Raw genomic sequence first — 14106 nt, forward strand, 5'->3', positions numbered from 1 at the left:
CGAGCACGCGAACTCACTGCCAGCGATGATGCGCACCTCGTTGACCTGGGACCAAGGCTCAGAGATGGCCCAGCACGCGGCGTTGACGCTGGCCACGACCATGCCGGTCTACTTCGCCCACCCCAGGTCACCCTGGGAGCGCGGCAGCAACGAGAACACGAACGGGCTCATCCGGGAGTACCTGCCCAAGGGCACCATCATCACGAGCCACCAGCCCTACCTCGACGCCATCGCCAACGAGCTCAACGACCGGCCCCGAGCCGCCCTCGGTTTCTACACACCGCGAGAGATGTTCGACAAGCTCCTCAACGACAACGTTGTCTCCACGCCTTGACACCAAGCTCTTCGAGCACGTCAATCGGGTCCGACTCGGCGGGGCCTGCCGCCGGGGCAAGGTATGCCAGCGACCGGTATGCGAGCCCGAACTGCCCGATCAGCGCCGGGTACGATCCCCAGCATCCAAGTTCGCGGCGATTGCCGTCAGCATCACCAGGGCGGGCTGGTGCTCAGGACCGAGCCACGTCGCGCCCTTGATGAACGCCTTCACCAACCCGGCGGTTCAGGACCCGGCGGAGGCGCTCAAGACCGAGGAGTCCAAGAACGCGATCCAATCGCGAAGACGCTCGCCCTCGAGTTCGCCGCGCACTTGGGGAGTGCCCGTCCGACGAGACGTTCCTAACGACGCGCCTGGAGCAGCAGGGTGGGGCCGTGGCAGCTCGATCGTGCTGTGCAGACGGCGCGCCTCGATGCAGGCCCGCCGGCGGAGTTCTGGTTCCGCGACCTCAGGCACTGCTTCGCTTCGATGCTCATCGCTTCGGGGTTCAACGTAAAGATCGTCCAGGCTCGCATGAGGCGCGCCTCCGCGAAGATGCCCCTCGATGTCTACGGGCACCTGTGGCCAGACACAGAAGAGTCCACACGTGCCGCCGTGGAAGTGGTTCTGGCGGCTCGTGCGGACTCTCTGCGGACCGCTACCGGCTCTGACTAGCGTTTCCAATGGTCAGAGGCTCGCAGAGATCACATGTCGTAGTACAGCGCGAACTCGTGCGGGTGCGGTCGCAGGCGGATCGGGTCGATCTCGTGGGTGCGCTTGTAGTCGATCCACGTCTCGATGAGGTCGGGGGTGAAGACGTCTCCGACGGTCAGGAAGTCGTGGTCGGCTTCGAGGGCGGCGAGTGCCTCCTCGAGCGAGGCCGGAACCTGCTGGATCGCGGCGTGCTCCTCGGGGGGCAGCTCGTAGAGGTCCTTGTCGACCGGCTCCGGGGGCTCGATCCGGTTCTTGATGCCGTCGATGCCGGCGAGCAGCTGCGCGGCGAAGGCGAGGTACGGGTTCGCCGTCGGGTCGGGGACGCGGAACTCGACGCGCTTGGCCTTGGGGTTGTTCCCGGTGACCGGGATACGGATGCAGGCGGAGCGGTTGCGCGCGGAGTACACGAGGTTGACGGGCGCCTCGTAGCCGGGAACCAACCGGCGGTAGGAGTTCACCGACGGGTTCGTGAAGGCGAGCAATGCAGGCGCGTGCTTGAGCAGACCGCCGATGTACCAGCGGGCGAGGTCGGAGAGTCCGCCGTAGCCCTTCTCGTCATAGAACAGCGGGACGCCGTCCTTCCACAGGGACTGGTGGGAGTGCATGCCCGAGCCGTTGTCGCCGAAGAGCGGCTTCGGCATGAAGGTCGCGGACTTGCCGGCCTCCCAGGCGACGTTCTTGATGACGTACTTGAACTTCATGAGGTCGTCCGCCGCGGCGGTCAGCGTCGAGAAGCGGTAGTTGATCTCCTGCTGGCCGCCGGTGCCCACCTCGTGGTGCGCACGCTCGACGTCGAGCCCGACTTGGCCGAGGACCGCGCACATCTCGTCGCGCAGGTCAGCCATCTGGTCGTTGGGGGAGACGGGGAAGTAGCCACCCTTGTACGGCGTCTTGTAGCCGAGGTTGCCGCCCTCTTCTTCACGGCCCGTGTTCCAGGCCGCTTCCTTGGAGTCGAGGTAGTAGAAGCTCGAGTGGTTGTTCGTCTGGTACCGGACGCTGTCGAAGATGTAGAACTCGGCCTCGGGGGCGAAGAACGCGGTGTCGGCGATGCCGGTGCTGCGCAGGTAGGCCTCGGCCTTGAACGCCACGTTGCGGGGGTCGCGGGAGTACGCCTCGTCGGTGAACGGGTCGACGATCGAGAAGTTCACGATGAGCGTCTTGCGCTTGCGGAACGGGTCGATGTACGCGGTCGTGACGTCCGGGATGAGCTTCATGTCAGACTCGTGGATGGCCTGGAAACCGCGGATCGAGGATCCGTCGAACATCATGCCATCGGTGAAAGCTGACTCTTCGAACTGTGAGATCGGGATGTTGAAGTGCTGCATCACACCCGGCAGGTCGCAGAACCGGACATCGACGAACTCGACGCCCTCGTCCTTGGTGAAGGCGATTGCCTCCTCGGCGTTCTTGAACATCCGCTACTCCTTGATCGGTGTGGCCCTCGGTCCGGGCACTGTCAGCACTGTCAAAACTAGAGGGGCCGGGTTTCCCGCCGGTGTTCCCAATGTTTCGGGCACGTTACGAAGACCGTCTGGATGTGACGTTCTGATGACGCCGCGTGCGATGCCGCCTTCGACCCTACTGCGGCTACGCCCGCCGAGGCACGTAGTCTTGACTGGTGGCATCACGTGAAGAAGTTGGGTCCTGGCTCGAAGGCGCTCCTCAAGGGAGCAACGGTTACCGCGGACAGCGGTTCGGGCTGCCCGAGCACGGTCCGGGATCGTTCGCGCCGATGGGTCGGCGGATCGGCGCGCTGGCCTTCGACTGGCTGATCGCGAGCGTGATCAGCTTCGCGTTCTTCGGCTACGAACCGATGGCCACGCTGGGCATCTTCGCCGTGGAGACCTTCCTGCTCGTCTCGAGCCTGGGGTACACGATCGGTCACCGCATCTTCGGCCTCACGGTTCGTCCCGACACCGGCGGCGTCCCCATCGTCGGGTTTTTCCGCGGAGCCGTCCGCACGGTCCTGCTGTGCCTGGTGATCCCGGCCGTCATCTGGGACGGCGACGGCCGCGGCATGCACGACCGGGCCGCCCGCACGGTCATCGTCCGGCTCTGACCTGGCGTCTGGAACCAACCTGGAACCAACAAAGCCCCCGCCCGGTCCGTGAGGACCAGGCGGGGGCTTCGTGATGCGTCAGGTCAGCGCTGGCCCTTGCGGTCGGGGCGGGCGCGGTTGGGGTCGACGCCCTTGGGGATCGGCATCCGCATGCGGCCCAGGGCGGTCAGGCGCTTGCTGACCTCGCTGAGCTCGGCCTTGGTGATCTTGGGCTTGAGCTTCTGCACGTGGCGCGCGAGCTTGGGGAGGGGCACCTGGCCCTCCTCGTTGCCGCACTGCACGACGACGACCGGGACGCCCGAGAGCACACGGCCGAGCTTGCGCTGCTCGGCGTCGATGAGCTTCTTGACCCGGTTGGGCGGGCCCTCGGTCACGAGCAGGACGCCGGCGCGACCGAGGCCGCGGAAGACGAGGTCCTGGGTCTTGGGGTCGACCGCAACGGGCTCGTCGTCGAAGGACCAGCCGCGGCGGATGGTGCCGAGCGCGGCGCGCGAGGCGCCTGCCTGGCCCTCGATCGTGGCGTACTGGGCCTTCTCGGCCCGCCGGGCCAGGATGAACATGGCGCCGAGCAGCCCGAAGGGCAGGCCGATGATCGTCATGTAGATGACCTGGCCCCACCACAGGCCGAGGCCGATCGCCACGACCAGGATCGCCGCGAAGACCGCGAGCATGATCCACGGGACCTTGCGGTCCCGCTCGTAGGTCATCTTGTAGGCCTGGAAGACCTGGTGATACCAGCGGGTCTTCTTCGGCTTCTTCTGCTTCGGGGCGCCCTGAGCGCCGGTGGCAACGCCTGGGGCGATTGCTTCACTGTTCTTGCGGGCCATGGTTCTCAGTCTACTGGGACGGATGTGGCAGGTCGGAGCAGACCCGCCCGGCGCCCGGAACGGCGTCGGGCAGGGTGGGGAAGGCGGGCTCAGCGAGCGAGCAGCGTCTTCGCCTCCTGGCGCGAGCTCTTGGGCTCGGTCAGGTGCGCCAGCGCCGCTGGGACCTCGAGGCCGCGGCGCTTCATGGCCTGACCCCACAGGCGGCCGGCGCGGTAGGAGGAACGGACCAGGGGGCCGGCCATGACGCCGAGGAAGCCGATGCGCTCAGCTTCGTCGGAGAGCTCGACGAACTCCTCGGGCCGCACCCACCGGGCGACGGGGTGGTGGCGCAGGGAGGGACGCAGATATTGAGTGATGGTCACCAGGTCGCAGCCGGCGTCGTGCATGTCCTGCAGCGTCTCCTTGGCTTCCTCGATCGTCTCGCCCATGCCGAGGATGATGTTGGACTTGGTGACCAGGCCCGCCTCGCGGGCGCGGGTCAGCACAGACAGCGACCGGTCGTAGCGGAAGCCCGGGCGGACCTCCTTGAAGATGCGCGGGACCGTCTCGAGGTTGTGCGCCAGGACCTCGGGGCGGGACTCGTTGACGATGTCCAGCAGCTCGGGGATCGCGTTGAAGTCCGGGATGAGAAGCTCGATGCCGGTGCCCGGGTTGAGCGCGTGGATCTGGCGGACGGTCTCGGCGTAGAGCCACGCACCGCCGTCGGGCAGGTCGTCGCGTGCGACGCCGGTGATGGTGGAGTAGCGCAGGCCCATCGCCTGGACGGACTCCCCGACCCGGCGCGGCTCGTCCGCGTCGAAGTCGGCGGGCTTGCCGGTGTCGATCTGGCAGAAGTCGCAGCGCCTCGTGCACTGGTCGCCGCCGATGAGGAAGGTGGCCTCGCGGTCCTCCCAGCACTCGAAGATGTTGGGACACCCTGCCTCTTCGCAGACGGTGTGCAGCCCCTCCTTCTTCACCAGGCCCTTGAGCTCGGTGTACTCCGGTCCCATGGTGGCCCGGGTCTTGATCCACTCGGGCTTCTTCTCTATCGGGGTGGCGCTGTTGCGGGTCTCGACCCGCAGCATGCGTCGTCCTTCAGGTGCGATCGTCACGAGAGTCTCCCAAGGGTGAAAGTTTCGGTCAGCCTACGCCAGCAAGGTCGTAGATCGACCGTTCTGACCGGTGGGTGAACGTGACGTGGACGACAGTGTGGACAGCGCGTGGGCCAGGTGCTTGCGCAGCATCGGCTCCGCGTCGGTGATCGTGAACGGGCGGTCGAGCTCGGAGGCGAGCGTCGTGACGTCCGCGTCGGAGATCCCGCACGGCACGATCGTGGCGTAGTGGGAGAGGTCCGGATCGCAGTTGAGGGCCAGGCCGTGCATCGTCACCCCGCGGGCCACCCGGACACCGATCGCGCAGACCTTGCGCTCGCGACGGCGGGCGGTCGCGGGGAACCAGACCCCGGAGCGCCCCTCGACGCGAACCGTCGTCAGGCCGAGGTCGGCGCACAGGTCGATGACGGCCGCCTCGAGCGCGCGGACGTAGGTCACGACGTCGATCGGGTCTGGCAGGGTGATGATCGGGTACGCGACGAGCTGGCCAGGGCCGTGCCAGGTGATCTTGCCGCCGCGGTCGACGTCGATCACCGGCAGCCCGTCGGTCGGGCGCTCGGCCACGTGGGTGCGCCGGCCGGCGGTGTAGACGGAGGCGTGCTCGACGAGCAGCACCGTGTCTGGCCGGGTGCCGGCGCGGACCTGCTCGTGGATCTCGCGCTGCAGCGCCCACGTCTGCTCGTAGTCCGCGAACGTCGTGCCGAGGTCGACCGCTTGGAACTCCATGGAGCCAGGCTAGACCTACTGCCCGTCGCCCTCGGCTTGGACCATCGCCAGCAGGATCTCGCGCAGCTGAGCGACCTGTGCGGGGGTGAGGGCGTCGTGGGCGATGCGGTCGCCGACTTCGGGTCGTGCGGCGGCGAGGGCGGCCGTGCGTCCGGCATCGGTGAGGTGGACCGCGCGCCGGCGCGCGTCCTGGGCGTCTGAGCCGCGCGAGACGTAGCCGAGGCGTTCGAGGCGTTCGAGGATCCGGCTCATGGTCTGCTGGGTGACCCCGGAGGCCGCGGCGAGCTCGCGCTGGGAGTGGTCACCCGCGAGCAGCGCTAGCAGCACCGGCAGGCTCGCGTGGTTGAGGTCCCAGGCGTCCAGGTGGGCGTTCCACTCGCGCTCGAGGCCGCGGGCCACATGGGAGAAGAGGCGCCCGGTCGGCCAGGTCGAGGGATCCTCAGCCATGGCACCTCCTGGTCCCGGGTTGCATCGCGACGCCACGTCAACAAGAATACTCAGCATGCTGAGTAAAAGAACGTCAGGTGTTCTCCGCGGCCTAGCCATTCTTGCAGTCCTCGGGATCTGGTTGGGAATCGGGGCCGTGGGCGGGCAGGCGCAGGGCAAGCTGAGCTCCGTCCAGACCAACGACGCCGCCGCCTCGCTGCCCTCGAGCGCGGAGTCGACCAAGGCCGCCGAGCTCTCGGCCGCCTTCGTCACGAGCGAGTCGTTGCCCGGCCTCGTCGTGATCACCTCCGCGAGCGGGGGAGCCCTCACCCCGCAGCAGCTGACCGCCGTGACTGACTTCGCCGGCTCCGTCGCCGCGATCGGTGTCCCCGGGGCCGGACCGCAGGACCCGCAGACGATCGGCGACGCGCTCACCGCGCCGCCCGTCGTCGTGCCCTCGAAGGACGGCGAAGCCGCCCTCATCACCTTCTCCCTCGACGCCGCGCTCACCGACACGCCCCTGGCCGACGGCGAGAGCCTCACCCCGACCGTCGTAACCGCCCTGCGCGAGGCGCTCGCCGCCGAGTTGGCGGACTCGGGTCTCACGATGTGGCTAACCGGCCCGGCCGGCTTCGTCGCCGACCTCGTGGTCGCCTTCGGCGGCATCGACACCGTCCTGCTGCTCGTGGCGCTCGTCGCAGTGCTGCTCATCCTCGGCGTCGTCTACCGTTCGCCGATCCTGCCCTTCGTCGTCATCCTCACGGCCGTGTTCGCGCTGTGCCTGGCCGGCCTGGTGGTCTACCACCTGGCCGACGCCGGGACGCTTGTGCTCAATGGGCAGGCCCAGGGGATCCTGTCGATCCTCGTGGTGGGCGCCTCGGTCGACTACTCGCTGTTCGTCGTGGCCCGCTACCGCGAGGAGCTGGGCCGGGTGGCCCACCCGGTCCAGGCGATGCGGGTCGCCCTGCGTGCCTCCTTCGAACCGGTCCTGGCGAGCGCCGGCACGGTCACCGCCGGCCTGCTCTGCCTCCTGCTCTCCGACCTTGCCTCCAACCGCAGCCTCGGCCCGGTCGCGGCGATCGGCATCGTTTCTGCCTTCCTCGGCGCCATGACGCTCCTACCGGCGATGCTGCTCGTCGGAGGTCGCCGGTCGCGGGGGGCCTTCTGGCCGCGTGTGCCGCACCTGGTCATGGCCGAGGAGGCGACGTCGGCCGCCGTTGTCCCGACCACGGGTCTCTGGGCTCGCATCGCGCACTTCGTGGCTCGCCACGACCGCCGGGTGTGGGTCATCACGGCCCTCGCCCTCGCCGCGTGCGCCGCCTTCGTCCCGACCCTGAACGCCTCTGGCACGAGCGAGTCCGCGATCTTCCTCACCCAGGTCGACTCGGTCGACGGCGAGAAGGTGCTCGCCGAGCACTTCGACGGCGGGAACGTCCAGCCCGCGACCGTCATCGCGCCCGAGGTCGATCTTGACGCTGTGCTCGCCTCGGCGACCGGCGTCGACGGCGTGGTCAGCGCCGCGGCGGTGACTGCAGACAGCGGCACGGGGCAACCGGGTGCGCCGGCCCAGGGGCCGCTGACGGTCATCGACGGCCTGGTCCGCATCGACGTCACCACGGCCGCCGCGGCCGACACCCAGGAGGGCGTGGAGACCGTCGCCGCGCTGCGCGAGGCCGTCCACGCCGTCTCCGCCGACGCCCTGGTGGGCGGCGCCGCAGCCGAGCGCCTCGACACCCAGCAGGCGGGTACCCGCGACCTCCAGGTGATCGTGCCGGTCGTGCTCGCGGTGATCCTCGTCATCCTCATGCTGCTGCTGCGCTCCGTGCTGTCCGCGGTCCTGCTCATGGCCGCGAACGTGCTCTCCTTCGGGGCCGCCCTGGGGGTCGCGGCGATCGTGTTCAACCACGTCTTCGGCTTCCCCGGGGCGGACCCGACCGTGCCGCTGTACGCCTTCTGCTTCCTCGTGGCGCTCGGTGTGGACTACACGATCTTCCTCATGACCCGGGTCCGGGAGGAGACCATCACCCACGGCACCCGCGAGGGCGTGGTGCGCGGGCTGACAGTGACCGGTTCGGTCATCACCTCGGCCGGTGTGGTGCTCGCGGCGACGTTTGCGGCACTGGGCATCATCCCGCTGATCTTCCTCGCCCAGATCGCCTTTATCGTCGCCTTCGGGGTGCTGCTGGACACGATCGTCGTGCGGACGTTGCTCGTCCCGGCCCTTGTGCACGACATCGGCGGGGCCGTCTGGTGGCCGTCCAGTCTCGATCGCGGCGCCCCCGAGCCCACGGCCATCGCGACCGATACGGTGGTGGTGTGAGCCACTCTTCAGATCGCCGCGACGCAGACCACCCATCGGATCCGACGACGGCCCCCGGGCTGCGCGTCGGGCTCGTCGGCTACGGGGGAGCCGGGCGTGGCATCCACGCCCGGCTCGTGAAGGCCGCGGGCTTCGACGTCACCGCGGTCGTCACGCGGTCGCCGGAACGGCGCGAGCAGGTGCTGGCCGACTGGCCGGGCGCACGCATCTTCGACGACCTGGACGAGCTGCTCGACGCCCGCGACGCCTACGACCTCGTGGTCCTGGCGAGCCCCACCCAGCTGCACGAGGAGCAGGCCGCCGTCGTGCTCGCCGAAGGCGTCCCGCTGCTGCTCGACAAGCCGGTCGCGCTCACCGCGGCTGGCGCGCAGCGTCTGGTCGACCTCGCCCGTACTCCTGCGGTCCCGTTCACGGTGTTCCAGAACCGGCGGTGGGACCCCGAGCAGCTCACCCTGCGCGCGGTGCTCGACTCCGGGGAGATCGGCCAGGTTCACCGTCTCGAGCGGCGCTGGGAACGGTTCCGGCCGGAGTCCCTGGGCCGGTGGAAGGAGAACGACCCTGAGGGCGGCGGCCTGCTGCTGGACCTGGGGACGCACCTCGTCGACTCCGCAGTCCAGCTCTTCGGGCCGGTCGAGTCCGTGTACGCCGAGCTGCGCGCACTGTCCACGCCCACCGAGGACGATGTGTTCCTGTCGTTGCAGCACGCCGGGACGGGTGGGGTGGTCAGCCACCTGTGGGGCGGGTCGGTCGTCGGTGCGCCCGGGCCGCGCACCCGGGTGCTCGGCTCGAACGGTGCCTATGTCGTGACGACCTTCGAGAACGACGCCTCTCCCTTCGAGGTCATGGACGCAGGCGCGCCCGCCGGCAGCGAGGGCTGGATCGCCCGTGGCAGTGAGCGCACGTTCGTGCCGCGCGCGAGCGGCGGCCACGAGGACTTCTACCCCGCCGTCGCCCGGTGGCTGCACGAGGGAGCCCCGGTTCCGGTCGACCCCCAGGACACGGTGCACACCGCCCGCGTCCTGGATGCTGCCCGCGCCAGCGCGGTCACCGGCGCCCGCGTCCCCGTGTAGCGCAGCCGCTCTTCCGCTGAGTGCGGGCAAATGGCTGCTTTCCGGCCCCGGCGGGAAGCCCTTTGCCAGCACCCAGCGAGAGGGGCAGACGGGGGTTGTGGATAACTCCCGTCGTCGCCATCGCCGCGGTGAGATGGACGTATGGACGCCGAGCTCACACCCGAACGGCAGGACCGGCTCGCAGAGGCCGGGTACGTCGTCGACCTCGCGCCCGGACATGCACCGGTCCGGGGCCGGCTGCGGGTGCGCGACGGCGCTGGGTGCCCCTTCGATCTGGAGCTCGTAGCCTTGCCCGACGGCGCGCGCGAGACCCACATCGCCCACCTGTCACGGTGGTTCCCGATCAACGACTCCGACGTCGAGCAGCTCGTCGACGCCCTCGACCTCGACGACGCGATCGGCTATCTCACCGCGCCCGCTGCGCCCACCACGCTGGAGACCTTCGTCGAGGCCAACGGGCGGCTCGGTGCCGGGCACACGAGCACCCTCCTGGTCACGCTCGGACGCACGCTCGCGCGGCTGCACGCCCAAGGGGTCGCGTACGGTCCGATCCACGCCCGGGACGTCCTTGTTGTCGCGGGACGGGTCGTGCTCACCGTCCCGAAGCCCGATCTGGCCCGGGCAGCGATCATTGCCGCGTCACCACAGGAGGACGCCTACCACCTGGCTGCACTCGCGGACTCGGTCATCGACGAGGTGCACGGCCCACAGGCTCCCGCCCGCCCGCCCCCCGGACTGCGCGGGCTGGCCAAGCTCATCGTCAGCGCGATGGGGGACGCCAAGACCCGACCCGGGGTCGGCACCCTGGCCACGCTCAGCCACGACCTGGCTCCCTGCCTCCCGCTCGTCCCGGTCGAGCAGGTCGAGTCGGTGCCCCGGGCCGCGCCGCGGCCGGGCACCAGCACGAGTCGAGGGGCTCATGGGGTCGACGCCGGTCGGAGCGGTCTTGACCGGCGGGTTCGGCGGCGCAAGGCGTTTCGAGGCAGCATGCGGGACCGCACCGGTCTCACCCGCGACCTGCGATCGACCGACGGGCGACCGAGGCAGGGGCATGACGGAGACGAGGAGGCCACCGCTGCCCGGGCGGAGGTCGCGGGGCGACCGCGACCGCGCACCCGTTCGCGTGGCGTGGGCGTTCTGGTCCTGTCGGTCGTGGCGGCGGGCGTGGGGACCGGAGCCGTGGTGGTGGACCGGCTAGGTACTGACGCGCCGGCCTACGCGGTGGCGATCGAGGAGACACCGGCCACCGACCCAGGGGCCGCCCAGAACGGTGCCGTGACCCATGAGGACCCGGGTGCAGCGGCCGCCAGGCTGACCCGTACGCGGATGGATCGAGTGGTCGCGCTGACCAACGCGGTCCAACCAGCGGAGGGATCCGCGACGCCGGCCGCGGACGGGGACGCTGCAGCCGACGACGGCTGGGCGGACGTGGTGCTGCCGGGCTCCGCGGCTCACACTCAGGCCGTCGATCTCGTCGCAGGGCTGCGGGCGGACCGGGCGCAGATCACCGGGCTGACGGTCGAGACCGAGCCGCCCGTGGTCCTGGCGCAGTCGCTGGAGACCGCACAGGTCGAGGTCACCTTCTCGATCAGCGCGTACACGCTCGAGTCGACCAGCGGCGTCCAGGAGATCGCGGCTGGTGGATCGAGGACGGCTGTTCTCGACCTGGTTCTCACGGGAGCGGGATGGCTCGTCGCCGGCGTCAGCGAGATCGAGGTGGCAACCTGACCTGCCGTCGGGTCAGCCGGCCAGCCAGGTCGCGGCTGCATGGATCGTCGGGTGCTCGTAGCTGAACCCAGACGCCTCCAGGATGTCCGGGTGCACCCGTTGGGAGCCGAGGATCTCGGCCGAGAAACCGCCGATCACAAGCTTGAGAGCAAAGCCCGGCACCGGCAGGACGGTGGGGCGGTGGAAGGCCGCGCCGAGGGCATGGGTCAGGTCGCGGTTGCGCACGGGTGCCGGGGTGGTGAGGTTCACCGGTCCTCTCACGTCCGCGTCGAGCAGGTGGAGGATGGCCCGGACCTCGTCCGGCAAGGTGATCCAGCTCCAGAACTGTCGGCCGGATCCCAGCGGGCCGGCTACCCCGAGCCGCAGCAGCGGCAAGAGCTTTCCCAGGGCACCACCGCCGTGGGCAAGCACGATCCCGGAACGGATGGTCACGACCCGCACGCCCGCCTGGCGAGCAGGTTCCGCCGCGGCTTCCCACTCACGCACGACGTCGGCGAGGAACCCGCGGCCAGGTGCGGACGCCTCGGTCAGCACCTCGTCGCCGCGGTCGCCGTAGAACCCGGTCGCCGACGCCTGGATGAGGACGGGGCAAGCCGGCGAGGCACCGGGGGAGGGATCGTCCGCGTCCGGGGTCTTGGCCTCGGCCAGCCTCTGAGCGAGCAGGCTGGTCGTGCTCACCCGTGAGCTCAGGATCAGTTCGCGGTAGGACCGGGTCCAGCGGTGGTCGCCCGCGCCCGCACCCGCGAGGTTGATGACGGCGGCGACGCCGTCGAGCGCACCGACCGGAAGCGCACCGGCCGCGGGGTCCCAGGTGATCTCGTCGTCCGCGCGGGAGGGGCGGCGCACCAGCCGGCGGACGATGAAGCCCTGTGCCCGCAGTGCGGGGACCAGGGCGGAGCCGACCAGGCCGCTCCCGCCTGCGACGACGACCGTGCGTGGGGTTGCCGTGCTGTCTCGGTTTGCCATGGTGTCATCGTGCCACGGCACAGAAGTTGGAGGAGCGTGCAGACCGACGGGCCCGCAGACACAAGAGCCCGCGACCAGCGGTCGCGGGCTCTTGTGCGTGGAGCGGAGGTGCTACCGGGTCAGAGACCAACCTCGGACTCGAACGCGCCCTCTTCGATGCGGTTCTTGACTGCCATCAGGTAGCGCGACGCGTCGGCGCCGTCGACCAGGCGGTGGTCGTAGGACAGCGAGAGGTAGCAGATCGAACGGATGGCGATGACCTCGGCGCCGTCGGCGTCCTTGATCACGGCCGGACGCTTGACGATCGTGCCGGTCGCCAGGATCGCGGACGTGCCGCCGGGGACGATCGGGGTGTCGATGAGCGCCCCGCCGGAACCGGTGTTCGTGATCGTGAACGTACCGCCGCTGAGCTCGTCGGGGGAGACCTTGTTCCCACGGGTGCGCGTCGCGAGGTCGGCGATCTTGCGTGCGATCCCGGCCAGGTTGAGGTCGCCCGCGTCGCGGATGACCGGAACCAGGAGGCCACGCTCGGTGTCGACGGCGATGCCGACGTTCTCCTGCGCGTGGTAGGTGATGGTGTCACCCTCGAGCAGGCCGTTGACCTTCGGGTACGCCTTGAGCGCCTCGATGGCAGCCAGCGTGAAGAACGGCAGGAACGTGAGGTTTGCACCTTCGCGAGCCTTGAAGGTGTCCTTCGCCCGAGCACGCAGACGCGCCACGCGGGTCACATCGACCTCGACGACGGTGGTCAGCTGCGCCTGCGTGTGCAGGGCATCGACCATGCGCTCGGCGATGATCTTGCGCAGGCGGCTGGCCTTCTCGGTGGTCCCGCGGAGCGGGGACACCGGGGGGACGCTCGCGGCCTTGGCTGCCACCGGAGCTGCTGCGGGCGCAGCGGCGACGGGAGCAGCAGCTGCAGCGGCGGCTTCGGCGGCCTTGGCAGCAGCCTCGAGGACGTCTTCCTTGCGGATACGTCCGCCCACACCGGAACCGACGAGGGTGGAGACGTCGATGCCCTTCTCCGAGGCGAGCTTGCGCACGAGCGGGGTCAGGTATGAGGCGCCACCGGCAGCCGAGACTGACGGTGCTGCGGCCGCCGGAGCGGGAGCAGCAACGGGTGCCGGAGCCGCAACAGGTGCAGCGACCGGAGCAGGTGCAGCAACGGGTGCCGGAGCCGCAACAGGTGCAGCGACCGGAGCGGCAACGGGTGCAGGCGCCGCAGCGGGAGCAGCCGCGGGGGCCGCACCCGATCCGATGATCGCCAGGACGGTGCCGACGGCAACCGTCTCGTCCTCCTCGACGAGGATCGCCTGGACGATTCCCGCCACGGGGGAGGGGACCTCGGTGTCGACCTTGTCGGTCGAGACCTCGAGCAGCGGCTCGTCGATCTCGATGCGCTCGCCGACGGCCTTGAGCCAGCGGGTGACTGTGCCCTCGGTGACGGACTCACCGAGCGCGGGCAGCTTGATCTCTTCGCCGTCGTCGGCCGGAGCGGCCGGAGCTGCCTCGGGAGCAGCTGGCGCCTCGGCTACGGGAGCCGGGGCAGCGGGCGCCGCCGGAGCGGGTTCGGCCGGGACCTCGGCGGCGGGTGCCGCGGGGGCCTCGGGAGCCGAGGCCCCGGCGCCCGTGCCGATCACGGCGAGAGTGGCGCCGACCTCGACGGTCTCGTCCTCCTCGACCAGGATCTGCTCCAGGACGCCGGCGAACGGCGACGGGATCTCGGTGTCGACCTTGTCGGTCGAGACCTCGAGCAAGGGCTCGTCGAGCTCGACCGTCTCCCCGACGGCCTTGAGCCAGCGGGTAACGGTGCCTTCGGTGACTGATTCGCCCAGTGCGGGCATCTGCACGTTGTCAGACATGACCTCT

The 14106-nt window shown here is 69.8% G+C and carries 12 protein-coding genes; 5 read left to right on the plus strand and 7 right to left on the minus strand.

Going from position 1 to position 14106, the window contains the following annotated elements:
- The coding region (locus tag BLQ50_RS11485) for an IS30 family transposase (protein WP_139185812.1) at window positions 1-334 on the plus strand (334 nt) is incomplete at its 5' end.
- A 683-nt stretch (window positions 335-1017) separates the two neighbouring features.
- Here BLQ50_RS11485 and glnA read toward each other — a convergent pair.
- Window positions 1018-2442: a type I glutamate--ammonia ligase gene (glnA, locus tag BLQ50_RS11495; protein WP_093183849.1), complete on the minus strand. Its 1425-nt coding sequence runs from the start codon at window positions 2440-2442 to the stop codon at window positions 1018-1020.
- A 203-nt stretch (window positions 2443-2645) separates the two neighbouring features.
- On the opposite strand from glnA, the gene BLQ50_RS11500 reads away from it, so the two are divergent.
- Complete coding sequence (locus BLQ50_RS11500; protein ID WP_093183850.1) at window positions 2646-3086, plus strand: RDD family protein; 441 nt, start codon at window positions 2646-2648, stop codon at window positions 3084-3086.
- 83 nt (window positions 3087-3169) lie between these two features.
- Here BLQ50_RS11500 and BLQ50_RS11505 read toward each other — a convergent pair whose 3' ends face one another.
- From BLQ50_RS11505 to BLQ50_RS11520, 4 genes are all read right to left on the minus strand, one after another.
- Window positions 3170-3913, minus strand: a complete 744-nt coding sequence (locus tag BLQ50_RS11505; protein WP_093183852.1) for a DUF4191 domain-containing protein — start codon at window positions 3911-3913, stop codon at window positions 3170-3172.
- An 89-nt stretch (window positions 3914-4002) separates the two neighbouring features.
- Window positions 4003-5004: a lipoyl synthase gene (gene lipA / locus BLQ50_RS11510; RefSeq protein ID WP_093183853.1), complete on the minus strand. Its 1002-nt coding sequence runs from the start codon at window positions 5002-5004 to the stop codon at window positions 4003-4005.
- A 33-nt stretch (window positions 5005-5037) separates the two neighbouring features.
- Window positions 5038-5730: a lipoyl(octanoyl) transferase LipB gene (gene lipB, locus BLQ50_RS11515; protein ID WP_093183855.1), complete on the minus strand. Its 693-nt coding sequence runs from the start codon at window positions 5728-5730 to the stop codon at window positions 5038-5040.
- Window positions 5731-5745: 15 nt separating this feature from the next.
- Window positions 5746-6177 (minus strand): MarR family winged helix-turn-helix transcriptional regulator, encoded by a 432-nt coding sequence (locus BLQ50_RS11520; RefSeq protein ID WP_093183856.1) that lies wholly within the window; start codon window positions 6175-6177, stop codon window positions 5746-5748.
- Between the two features lie 55 nt (window positions 6178-6232).
- Here BLQ50_RS11520 and BLQ50_RS11525 point away from each other — a divergent pair, with 55 nt between their 5' ends.
- From BLQ50_RS11525 to BLQ50_RS11535, 3 genes are all read left to right on the plus strand, one after another.
- Window positions 6233-8476 carry an MMPL family transporter gene (locus tag BLQ50_RS11525; RefSeq protein ID WP_093183858.1) on the plus strand — a complete coding sequence of 748 codons (2244 nt, stop codon included), beginning with the start codon at window positions 6233-6235 and terminating at the stop codon, window positions 8474-8476.
- A gap of 59 nt (window positions 8477-8535) precedes the next feature.
- Window positions 8536-9546, plus strand: coding sequence for a Gfo/Idh/MocA family protein (locus BLQ50_RS11530; protein ID WP_093184308.1), 1011 nt, complete (start codon window positions 8536-8538; stop codon window positions 9544-9546).
- Between the two features lie 141 nt (window positions 9547-9687).
- Entirely contained in the window at window positions 9688-11274 is a 1587-nt protein-coding gene (locus BLQ50_RS11535) for a hypothetical protein (RefSeq protein ID WP_093183859.1), read from the plus strand.
- A gap of 12 nt (window positions 11275-11286) precedes the next feature.
- Here the strand turns inward: BLQ50_RS11535 and BLQ50_RS11540 are convergent, their stop codons facing one another.
- Together BLQ50_RS11540 and sucB are read right to left on the minus strand one after the other, a co-directional pair.
- Window positions 11287-12240, minus strand: a complete 954-nt coding sequence (locus BLQ50_RS11540) for a TIGR01777 family oxidoreductase (protein ID WP_093183861.1) — start codon at window positions 12238-12240, stop codon at window positions 11287-11289.
- 119 nt (window positions 12241-12359) lie between these two features.
- Window positions 12360-14099 (minus strand): 2-oxoglutarate dehydrogenase, E2 component, dihydrolipoamide succinyltransferase, encoded by a 1740-nt coding sequence (gene sucB, locus BLQ50_RS11545; protein ID WP_093183862.1) that lies wholly within the window; start codon window positions 14097-14099, stop codon window positions 12360-12362.
- Between the last annotated feature and the right edge of the window lie 7 nt (window positions 14100-14106).

The organism is Sanguibacter gelidistatuariae, from assembly GCF_900096585.1.
Classification (GTDB): domain Bacteria; phylum Actinomycetota; class Actinomycetes; order Actinomycetales; family Cellulomonadaceae; genus Sanguibacter; species Sanguibacter gelidistatuariae.

Excerpts from the sequence above, each read along its gene's own strand:
- lipB (WP_093183855.1), bottom strand. The coding sequence starts at position 5,730 with ATGGAGTTCCAAGCGGTCGACCTCGGCACGACGTTCGCGGACTACGAG.
- glnA (WP_093183849.1), bottom strand. The coding sequence starts at position 2,442 with ATGTTCAAGAACGCCGAGGAGGCAATCGCCTTCACCAAGGACGAGGGC.
- BLQ50_RS11505 (WP_093183852.1), bottom strand. The coding sequence starts at position 3,913 with ATGGCCCGCAAGAACAGTGAAGCAATCGCCCCAGGCGTTGCCACCGGC.
- BLQ50_RS11540 (WP_093183861.1), bottom strand. The coding sequence starts at position 12,240 with ATGGCAAACCGAGACAGCACGGCAACCCCACGCACGGTCGTCGTCGCA.
- BLQ50_RS11520 (WP_093183856.1), bottom strand. The coding sequence starts at position 6,177 with ATGGCTGAGGATCCCTCGACCTGGCCGACCGGGCGCCTCTTCTCCCAT.
- BLQ50_RS11525 (WP_093183858.1), top strand. The coding sequence starts at position 6,233 with ATGCTGAGTAAAAGAACGTCAGGTGTTCTCCGCGGCCTAGCCATTCTT.
- sucB (WP_093183862.1), bottom strand. The coding sequence starts at position 14,099 with ATGTCTGACAACGTGCAGATGCCCGCACTGGGCGAATCAGTCACCGAA.
- BLQ50_RS11535 (WP_093183859.1), top strand. The coding sequence starts at position 9,688 with ATGGACGCCGAGCTCACACCCGAACGGCAGGACCGGCTCGCAGAGGCC.